The organism is Streptomyces sp., from assembly GCF_035563135.1.
Lineage (GTDB): Bacteria > Actinomycetota > Actinomycetes > Streptomycetales > Streptomycetaceae > Streptomyces.
The window spans coordinates 17,914-27,534 of sequence record NZ_DATMVN010000272.1; the positions used below are offsets into that span (position 1 = coordinate 17,914).

At 70.1% G+C, this 9,621-nt stretch carries 6 protein-coding genes; 1 reads left to right on the forward strand and 5 read right to left on the reverse strand.

The annotated features are described in order from the left end of the window. The first annotated feature begins 53 nt into the window (after positions 1 to 53). Positions 54 to 1,223: an acyltransferase gene (locus VN520_RS11925; RefSeq protein WP_325746857.1), complete on the forward strand. Its 1,170-nt coding sequence runs from the start codon at positions 54 to 56 to the stop codon at positions 1,221 to 1,223. A gap of 77 nt (positions 1,224 to 1,300) precedes the next feature. On the opposite strand, the gene VN520_RS11930 is transcribed toward VN520_RS11925, so the two are convergent. The 5 genes from VN520_RS11930 to VN520_RS11950 all read right to left on the reverse strand — a co-directional run bounded on the left by VN520_RS11930 (position 1,301) and on the right by VN520_RS11950 (position 9,517). Continuing rightward, positions 1,301 to 2,584 carry a nucleotide sugar dehydrogenase gene (locus tag VN520_RS11930; RefSeq protein ID WP_325746858.1) on the reverse strand — a complete coding sequence of 428 codons (1,284 nt, stop codon included), beginning with the start codon at positions 2,582 to 2,584 and terminating at the stop codon, positions 1,301 to 1,303. Then, on the reverse strand, positions 2,581 to 4,212 hold the full coding sequence (locus VN520_RS11935; RefSeq protein WP_325746859.1) for a glycosyltransferase family 2 protein: 1,632 nt from the start codon (positions 4,210 to 4,212) through the stop codon (positions 2,581 to 2,583). Before VN520_RS11935 ends, VN520_RS11930 begins: the two co-directional genes overlap by 4 nt. Further along, positions 4,209 to 5,786, reverse strand: a complete 1,578-nt coding sequence (locus tag VN520_RS11940) for a glycosyltransferase family 4 protein (RefSeq protein ID WP_325746860.1) — start codon at positions 5,784 to 5,786, stop codon at positions 4,209 to 4,211. Before VN520_RS11940 ends, VN520_RS11935 begins: the two co-directional genes overlap by 4 nt. A gap of 23 nt (positions 5,787 to 5,809) precedes the next feature. Further along, positions 5,810 to 8,398 (reverse strand): glycosyltransferase, encoded by a 2,589-nt coding sequence (locus tag VN520_RS11945; RefSeq protein WP_325746861.1) that lies wholly within the window; start codon positions 8,396 to 8,398, stop codon positions 5,810 to 5,812. A gap of 105 nt (positions 8,399 to 8,503) precedes the next feature. Continuing rightward, positions 8,504 to 9,517 (reverse strand): Gfo/Idh/MocA family oxidoreductase, encoded by a 1,014-nt coding sequence (locus tag VN520_RS11950; protein WP_325746862.1) that lies wholly within the window; start codon positions 9,515 to 9,517, stop codon positions 8,504 to 8,506. Positions 9,518 to 9,621: the final 104 nt, after the last annotated feature.

Here is a 9,621-nt window from a genome sequence, read left to right on the forward strand (position 1 = left end):
ATGACCGGGCACGGTACCCCTTTGAGGTGCCCGATAAGCCTGACGAGGCCGACATGTCCCGAACCGAGGTCCAGGCACCCAGCCATCAGGCTGCCGCCGCTACAGCCCCGCCGGAGGTCCCCCGGGCCCCCGCGCCCCGGCTGCACGCCCTGGACGCGCTGCGGGTCGTCGCCGCGCTTGCCGTGCTCGCCTTCCACTTCACCGGGGTGGACGCGGCGACGAAGGCCAACTGGGGTGTGAATCCGAAGGAGTTGTTCCCATGGCTCTTCCCGGTGACTTCCTACGGCTCCTACGGTGTCCAGCTCTTCTTCCTGATCAGCGGCTTCGTGATCTGCCTGTCCGCCTGGGGCCGCACCCCCGGGCAGTTCGTCCGGGCCCGGTTCCTGCGGCTGTTCCCCGCCTACTGGTTCTCGGCGGCCGTCGCGTTCGTGGTGTGGCGTGCTCTGCCGGACGGTTCCCGCACCGGCCCCAGCATCAGTGAGTCGCTCACGAACCTCACCATGCTCCAGGTGCCCCTGTCCGCCCAGCACCTGGTGGGCGCGTACTGGACGCTGTGGGCGGAGCTCACCTTCTACCTGATCTTCCTCCTGGTGATCTGGAAGGGCCTCGACTACCGCAGGGTCAGCGTCTTCTGCTGGCTGTGGCTGCTGGCGAGCGTCCTGATCCAGCAGCAGGGCAACCAGGTCCCGGTCCTCGGCATCTTCGCCCAGCCGCTCAACACCGCGCTGTTCGTCGGCGGCATCGCGATGTACCTGATGTACCGCTTCGGGCCGGACCTCAAGCTCTGGGGTCTGCTGGCCGCGAGCTGGCTCGTCATGCAGAGCGACCTGGTCCAGCACGCCGACGGTCTGCGTCATGACCGGGGGATGGACCGGCATCCCTACATCGCTCTGGCGCTGGTGACCGTCTTCTACCTGCTCGTGCTGGCCGTCGCGCTGCACAAGCTCGACCGGATCCGCTGGTCCGGGTTCGTCACGCTGGGCGCACTCGTCTACCCCCTCTACCTGCTGCACGAAGAGCTCGGATGGGCACTGATCCGGAACCTGTACGGACCTCTCGGTGCCTGGCCCACGCTCCTGGTGACCACAGCGGTCATCCTGTTGTCGGCCTGGCTGCTGCACAGGCTGGTGGAACGCCCCTCGCAGCGCTGGCTGCGCGCCCGGCTGGAGCAGGAGGCCCGCCGGTCGGCGGACAGGGACCGCGCGGAGCGTACCGCCGCCTGACGCCCCCGACCGGCTGCGCACGGCTGAGGCCCCCACCCGGTGCCGGGTGGGGGCCTCAGCCGTCGGTACAGGGCCGGTCAGCCGCCGATGACGACGCGGCGTACGCCCGCCCAGTTGGCCGGATCGGTCGTACGGCGCCCGTCGACCAGGACGCGGACGTCCGGCAGGTCGGCGGCGGCCAGCTCGCGGTACTCCGCGTGGTCGGCCTGGAGGATCGCGGCGGTGACCGTCTGGCCCTCGTGCGGCACGAGGCCGTGCGCGGTCAGCTCCTCCGCCGTGTACATCGGGTCCGAGACGAACGGCACCGCGCCGCGCGCCTTCAGCGCCTCGACGACACCGAAGACGCCGGAGAAGGCGGTCTCCTTGACGCCGCCGCGGTAGGCGGCGCCCAGCACCAGGACCCCGGCGCCGTCCAGGTCGCCGTAGGCGGCGGCCAGCAGGTCGACGGAGTACTCGGGCATCGCGGCGTTGGCCTCACGGGCCGAGCGCACGACGGTGGCCTCCGGGTCGTTCCACAGGTACATCCGCGGGTAGATCGGGATGCAGTGGCCGCCGACGGCGATGCCCGGCTGGTGGATGTGGCTGTAGGGCTGGCTGTTGCAGGCCTCGATGACCTTCTTGACGTCGATGTCGTTCTTGTCGGCGAACCGGGCGAACTGGTTGGCCAGACCGATGTTGACGTCGCGGTAGGTGGTCTCGGCGAGCTTGGCCAGCTCGGAGGCCTCCGCGGTGCCGAGGTCCCAGACGCCGTTCGGGCGCGGCAGGTCCTCGCGGTCGTCGAAGTCGAGCACGGCCTCGTAGAACTCCACACCGTGCTGCGACGACGCCTCGTCGATGCCGCCGACGAGCTTGGGGTAGCGGCGCAGGTCGGCGAAGACGCGGCCGGTCAGCACGCGCTCCGGGGAGAAGACGAGGTGGAAGTCGCGTCCCGGGGTCAGACCGGAGCCCTCGGCGAGCATCGGCGCCCAGCGGGTACGGGTGGTGCCCACCGGCAGGGTGGTCTCGTAGCTGACGAGGGTGCCCGGCTTCAGACCTGCGGCGATCGCCTTCGTCGCCGCGTCCATCCAGCCGAAGTCGGGGATCCCCTCGGCGTCCACGAACAGCGGGACGACGACCACGACGGCGTCGGACGCGGCGACCGCGGCGGCGGTGTCCGTCGTCGCGGAGAGCAGGCCCGCGCCTACGGTCTCCTTGAGCTTGACGTCCAGGTCGTGCTCGCCGGGGAACGGCTCGGTGGCCGCGTTGACCAGCTCGACGACCTTCGCGTTGACGTCCGCGCCGACGACCTTGTGGCCCTTGGCCGCGAACTGCACGGCGAGCGGAAGGCCGATCTTGCCGAGCGCGACTACACAGATGTTCATCGGGTTACTTTCCTCTTCAGCCTGGACAGCATGTGGCGCAGCCGCTTGCCCGCACCGGGTTTGATCTCCCACAGGGGCGCCGTCGTGATCACGAGCCGGCCCTTGGGGTTCTGGTTCGCCGCCACCCTGTACGGGACGGCCTGACGCCAGCGGCGGGCCAGGGGCAGCGGCTTCCCGCCGGATTTCACCGGGATCTCGTACGTCGAGCCTGCCACGTCCACGTACACCCGGACCCCGAGCTTCGACTTGACAGCGTGGACGGGAATCCGGGCGCTTACCGTCGTCGCCCGGCCTCCCTCGGCCGTATCGACGCTGAACTCCCCCTCAGGTGCGGGGAGTTCATGGCCGGACGGCAGTCGGCGCGCACCTGGCTTGTCCGCGGACTTCGGCATGGCTCCCTTGGCCAGGCGCACGGTCAGGGAACCGGTGTCGCCGAGGACGCCGACCCGGGCGGTGAGCACCAGGAACAGGTCGTCGCCGGCCTGGTCCCAGTCCACGGAAATGAGCTCCGTGCCCTGTGCCAGCCTCCCGGGCACGGACTCACCGACCAGTTCGTAGACGCGGTCGGGGAGGCCGGAGGTCTCGTCGCGGAAGCCGGGGTACAGCGCGAAGGCCCGGCCGTCCTCCAGGTGGAACGGCGGCGCTCCGTGTTCCGCCTCGTCGGTGATGGCGCGGACCAGCTCGTCCACGGCGCCGGCCTGGGCAAGGCAGATCCGCACGCGGCGCTTGACGTCCAGGGCGTCCCTGAGCCCGTCGGTGAGGTACTCGTCGGCGAGGGCGGCGATCCCCGCGCAGACCTCCTGCCGGGTCGTGGGGTCGAGCGCCGGGAAGTCGTCCTGGATGAGCTTGGCGAGCTCCCACGTGAAGTGCCGCTCGAAGAGCGCGTCCCGGTCGGGACCCGCTTCCACGAGCGAGGCGGCATGCTTCATGATCGCGGCGGTGCAGCGCAGCCGGGACAGGTGATCGGCCCGGTAGGTGATGTTGCTCGCGTCGCCGCGCTTCACCGCGTAGTAGAAGGTGTAGTCCGAGAGGACCGAGATCTTCCGGGCCCGGACGCACGCCTCGATGGTGAACGGCTGGTCGCTGCCGACCGCCAGGTCCTCGGGGAAGCGCAGCCCGTGCTTCTCCACCAGCTCACGGCGGAAGAGCTTGGTGTTCGCCAGCGTGAAAGGCAGGCTGGAGCGGAAGAGGCTGATGTCGGGGTCGTTCTTCTTGTAGAGCTTCTGATGCACGTAGCGGCCGTTGGTTCCGACCATCTTGCCGACGACCACGTCGGAGCCGTGCTCGTCCGCGTAGCCCACCATGCGCTCGAGGGCTTCCTCACCGAGGTGGTCGTCGGACCCTATGAAGTACACGAACCGGCCGGTGGCCACCTCCAGCGCCCGGTTGCTGGGCGCGGCGGGGCCACCGGAGTTGGCCTGGTGCAGAACCTTGACCGTGCCGGGGTAGCGCTCGGCGAAACGGTCGAGCTCGGCGCCGCTCCCGTCCGTGGAGCCGTCGTCGACCGCGACGATCTCCAGCCGGTCGAGCCCGATGCTCTGCCCGACAAGGGAGTTCAGGCATTCCGTCAGATAGGGCATCGTGTTGTACACAGCGACAACCACACTGACATCGGGAGCCGTCGTCATCGTCTGTTCTCCGCCTTCTCGCGGCCCGGGAGCAGGTTGGAGTAGAGCCCGTCGAGCACTTCGGCCTGCGCTTCCCAGGTCCAGGTGTCCAGCAGTCCGGGCTTGTCGTAAGCAGCACGGTAGCGCTCGGGATCGGCGAGCACCTGCTTGATCGCGCGGGCCAGGTCGGAGACGTCCTCGGCCTTGCAGACCTCACCCTGCCCGGTCGAACGGGTCACCTCGGACATGGTCTTCACATCACTCACGACCAGGGGCAGCCGGGCGTGCGAGTACTCGAAGAACTTGGTGATCAGAGCGATCTCGTGGTTCGGCCAGTGGTGGATCGGGATGCAGCCGGCGTTCGCCGCGGACAGGAACCGGACGACCTGCCAGTGCGGTACGTAGGGCACCGCGTGCAGACGGTCCCCCGCCCCCAGCTCCTCGGCGCGGGCCAGCAGGCCCTTTATGTAGGCGGCAGCCGGATTCGGGACCACGAACGCCATGTGTACGCCGTCGAGCTGCGGCAGCGCCTCCACCATGTCGCCGAGGCCGCGCTGGGGGCCCGGCGAGCCGCTGTAGACCACCAGTGGGACGTCCGGTCCGATACCGCACAGCTCACGCAGATCCGGCACCGGGCCGGCATCGGGCCGCTCGACCGGCCGGTCGGGCGCGTTGAGCACGACCGTGGGCTGCGCGGACAGGGAATGACGCTCGCGCAGCAGGTCACCGAGGCCTTCGGACACGGTCACCACCGCGTCGGCGTACGGGGCGTACTCGCTCTCGTGCGCCGTGTTTCCCGGAATCCAGTGCGCGTTGTCCTCCCACGGACGGACCCCGGGCAGGAACTCGTGGGCGTCCCAGACCAGTTTGACCTGGCGGCCCGCGGCCCTGGCCCGGACCGCGGCACGGGCCCCGACACCCAGCATCCGGAAGTCGTTGGCGTGGATCAGATCGGGCTTGAGCGCGTCGATCTCCTTGCCGTAGGTCAACTCGTAGTCCCACAGCGCGGGTTCGAGCCTGCGCCAGGCCCTTCTGCCCTTGGCGGCCTTCCAGGCGGCGGTGAAGGTCCGGTCCAGTGGCCCCTGGAGCCTGCGGCCGGCCTTCTGCGCCTCCGTGGAATGACGGGACCGCAGTGCGATCCAGCGCTGCATCACCTTCGACGCCGGGCCTGCCACCGCGAGACGCGCCCGCTCCGCCTTGCGGAAGGCCGGGGACCCGACCGCCTGCGGCACCACCTTGAGCGCGGCACGGCGCGAGGCCACGTCGGCGCGCCATGCCTTGGCCCACTGCCGTCTGTACGCGGCGAGCGGGCCGGGCGGGTAGGCCAGGGGGCGGCGCAGCAGCGAGCGGTGCCGTTCGGCGTGCCGCTTCGCCAGCGGCGTCTTCAGCGGCAGCAGCCGCACATCGGCGTCACCGAGTTTCCAGCTGCGGCCGCTGCCCGAGCGCACCAGACCGAGCAACGTCACGTCCCAGCCCGCCGCGGCCATGGACTCGGCGGCCTTCTGGACCCGCGAATCCCCTTCGACCTTGTTGTCGACGAGCATGACGACCCGGCCCCTGCGGGGCCGCTCGATGCCGGCTTCCTGCGTCTCCATGAACAACCTTTCCCCCGGACGCGTCACTTGAGGAATCCGCTCAGCACCTGCGCGGTCCAGCGTCCGTCGTGGTACGTATGCGCGAATTCCACCGAGGCGCGGCCGATGGCCGCGGTGCCCTCACGATCGTCGATCAGGGAATCCAGCACCTCACGCAACGTGGCGGGAGTGGCGCTGACGATGGGCAGTTCGCCGTTCGTCGTGGCCTTCACCGCCTCGCTGATGTAACCGATCACCGGCTTGCCGGCAGCCATCGCCTCGACGGCGAAGGTGCCGTAACTGCCCGTGGTGAACTGGTCCAGGACCAGGTCGCTCTCCTTGACCAGTGCGTGCATCTCGGCCCAGGGGATGTCCTCGGCGAGCCTGAAGTCGATGACACCGCTGTCGTGCAGCTCGGTGAGCACGGGCATGATCCGGTCCGTGCCCTTGGTCCAGCGTTTGGACGGGGCGTGCAGCACGATGGGCCGCTTGCGCTCCATCACCGGAGTGTCGGCCGCCCACGAGGCGACATCCACCACCAGCGGCGCCCACTTGGCCGCCGGCAGGTCGTCCAGCAGGTCGGGAGTCGTGACGAAGAGCGGAAGACCTGACTCGTCGGCGATGCGCCGGTTGGTCTCGGCCTTGCTCCGCAGCCTCTCGGCGATACCGTCAGGCGCATCCCTGAACAGGGAGTACTCGTGGCGCTCCAGATGCCGGTCGGGGTGACGGATGTCGCTTCCGTGCGACAGGAGCGCCACCTTCACGCGCGCCTTGCGCAGCGCGGCCAGGTCGCCTGCGACGGTGTCACCGTTGAGCCGCCCGAAGACCGGCATGAAGGCATCGACGATCAGGTGGGTGTAACGGCCGACGATCCTCTTGACCTGCTGCAGCTGGATGTCCAGCTCGCCGAGCCGTGCGGCGTCGACGTAGACGTCGGCCGGGTAGTCGAACGTGTCGGCACGCTGGTTCATGACGACTTCGACGGACACGTCCGGATCGGCCTGTGAGACCGCCTGCGCGAAAGCCGCTCCCTGTCCCGCGTAATTGGCCGGCCCGATACCGAGCTTGACCCGCGTGGACCCGAGGGGCGTCCAGACCGGCACCCCGGATTTGCCGCTGCTCGCACCGATCCGTGCGGCGCCCGGGGTCTCCTGCACGGTCCAGGGCACCTCGGCGACCGGCACCGGCGGCGTCTTCTTCGACAGGGTGCGGTACAGCTCGAGCAGTCCGGCGCTCTGCTGCTCCCAGGAGAGCTCCTTGAGCACGTCCTCGGTGATGGCCGCCGCGAGCTCGTCGCGGCGCTTGAGCGCCCGGGCCGCGGCGGCGGCGAAGGTCGCCGGGTCGTCCCAGGTGAAGACCTCGCCGAGTCCCTTCTCCTCCACGTACGCCTTGATCACCCGCACATCGCTGGTGACCAGCGGGAGACCCGCCTGAAGGTACTCCGGCACCTTCGTCGGCAGGGAGACCTCGCAGTTGGGCACCCGCCTGAACGGCGTCAGGCCGATGTCCGCCGAGGACAGGTAGTCGGCGACCTCGTGCTGCGCGACGTACGGCACCAGGTGGATGCGGTCGCGTACACCGAGCGTCTCCGCGGTCGCCAGCAACTGCTCCAGGAGGGGGGTCACCCGGCTGCAGACCAGAGCCAGGTGCACGCCCGGCAGCGCGGGGAGACCGTCGATGACTGCGTCCACCCCGCGTTCGGGGCCGAGCCACCCCGAGTAGACCATGAGCGGGACCTCGGGCCCGAGTCCGCAGACCTCGCGGACGGACGAGCGCACCGATCCGGAGCCGATCACCTCGCGCACGGGCGAGTTGCCCACCACCAGGGGAAGCTTCGACAGCTTGTGGTCGTCCTTGAGCAGCTCGGCCAGCTGCGTGGACACGGTGACCACCGCGTCGGCCCGCCCGATGTACTCGGCCTCGGCCGCCGGAAGCGCGTAGGCCTGCCGCGGGTTGGGCCATTCCACGCCACGGACGTACTCGTGGGCGTCGTAGAGCCAGACGCACCGGTGGCCGCCCGCCCGGAGCCGTGCGGCGCTGCGAGCCGCCGTCACGATCATGGTGGAGTCGTTGGCGTGGATGACGTCCGGCTTGAGCTCTTCGATCACCGGGCCGAACGCCAGGTCCAGGTCCACCAGCTGGGGCCAGTCGAGCCGCCAGTCACGGACCGGCTCCGGATTCTTCGGTGCCCTGCGCTGCTCCCACTTGAAGGCGCGCACCCGCAGCTTGTACACGGCACGGCGCGCGCGCAGCACGGCCTTCAGCGAAGCCCGCCGGGGAGCGCCCGACCAGGTCGTCTCGGCGGACGTCTCACGCACCCAGGCCCGGTAGGAGGCGCGGTAGCGACTCAGGGCCGCCTGGTCCTGGATACGGAACTGGGTCAGCGCACCGCGCAGCGGGTGCGGTCTGCGGGCCTTCACCGTCCGCACGTACTCCGTGGCCACGGGGACCCGGACCACGTCGATCGGACCCATCTTCGACCGCTGGACGCGCTTGGTCTCGCTCCTGCCGATCAGCGTGACGTCCCAGCCGTCGCGGGCTGCGGCCACGGCCGTCTTCTGGACCCGCGAGTCGCCCGTGATGCCATTGGCGACGATCACGGCGAGCCGCGGTCGGCGGGCAGGGGATTTCATACTGCACTTCCTCCGGTGGAAGACGAACGAGCCGTCACCTGTTCCGCGCTCCCCCGGAGCGCGGAACAGGCTTGGCAGTGAAACGTTGTGCCCACTGCCGGATGTTCAGGCCGCCGCACTGTCGGTGTCCAGACGGACGGTGGTGCGGCTGACGGCCGATTCGAGGACCGCTGCCGCGACCTCAACGGTACGCAGTCCCTGCCGCAAGGTGCAGATGTCGGCCGACTCGCCCCGGACGGCGTCCCTGAAGAGCTCGTGCTCGACCAGCAGCGGCTCGCGCTTCGGGATCGCGTAACGGATCATGTCGCCCTCGGAGACACCGCGGAACGCGCGCAGCGCCTCCCACTCGGTGGCCACCGCCGCGTTCGAGTGGAACGTGAGGTCGGCCGTGAGGGTGTCGGCGATGTAGCAGCCGCGCTCACCCGTGACCGACGTGAAGCGCTCCTTGAGCGGGCTCAGCCAGTTGACCAGGTGGTTGACCATGGTTCCGTCGGAGAGCTGGCCCACCGCGGAGACCATGTCCTCGTGCGGACGGCCGGACTTGGACACGGTGTGGGCCGCGATCGAGGTGTACGTCTGCCCGGTCACCCAGCCGGTCAGGTCGATGTCGTGCGTGGCGAGGTCCTTGACCACGCCGACGTCCGCGATGCGGTGGGGGAAGGGGCCCTGGCGGCGGGTGACGACCTGGAAGACGTCGCCGAGCTCACCGGCCTCCAGACGGCTGCGCAGCGAGCGCAGGGCCGGGTTGCAGCGCTCGATGTGGCCGACGCCGGCCACGAGGCCGCGCGACTCGAAGGCCTCGACGAGGCGGCGGGCGCCCTCGACGGTGTCGGCCAGCGGCTTCTCGATCAGGGCGCAGACGCCCGCGTCGGCCAGCTGGAGGCCGACCTCCTCGTGCAGGGCGGTCGGGCAGGCGACGACCGCGTAGTCGACGCCGAGCGCGATGAGCTCCTCGACGGTGGAGAGCACGGGGGCGCCCTGCGCCCAGCCGTTCTTGTCACCCATCGGGTCGACGACGCCGACCAGGTCCACGCCGTCGAGACCGGCGAGGACGCGGGCGTGGTGACGCCCCATGGAGCCGAGGCCGACGAGTCCGGCCCTCAGTACGGCGGCGGTCACAGGCTCTCCCCCAGTGCGTTCACCGCGGCGGCGATGCGCTCGAGGTCGCCCTCGCCGAGCGACGGGTGGACGGGGAGCGAGACGACCTCGGCGGCGGCCCGCTC

Bases quoted from the DNA above. Each gene is read 5' to 3' on its own strand.
- VN520_RS11925 (WP_325746857.1), top strand. From the start codon at position 54: ATGTCCCGAACCGAGGTCCAGGCACCCAGCCATCAGGCTGCCGCCGCT.
- VN520_RS11930 (WP_325746858.1), bottom strand. From the start codon at position 2,584: ATGAACATCTGTGTAGTCGCGCTCGGCAAGATCGGCCTTCCGCTCGCC.
- VN520_RS11935 (WP_325746859.1), bottom strand. From the start codon at position 4,212: ATGACGACGGCTCCCGATGTCAGTGTGGTTGTCGCTGTGTACAACACG.
- VN520_RS11940 (WP_325746860.1), bottom strand. From the start codon at position 5,786: ATGGAGACGCAGGAAGCCGGCATCGAGCGGCCCCGCAGGGGCCGGGTC.
- VN520_RS11945 (WP_325746861.1), bottom strand. From the start codon at position 8,398: ATGAAATCCCCTGCCCGCCGACCGCGGCTCGCCGTGATCGTCGCCAAT.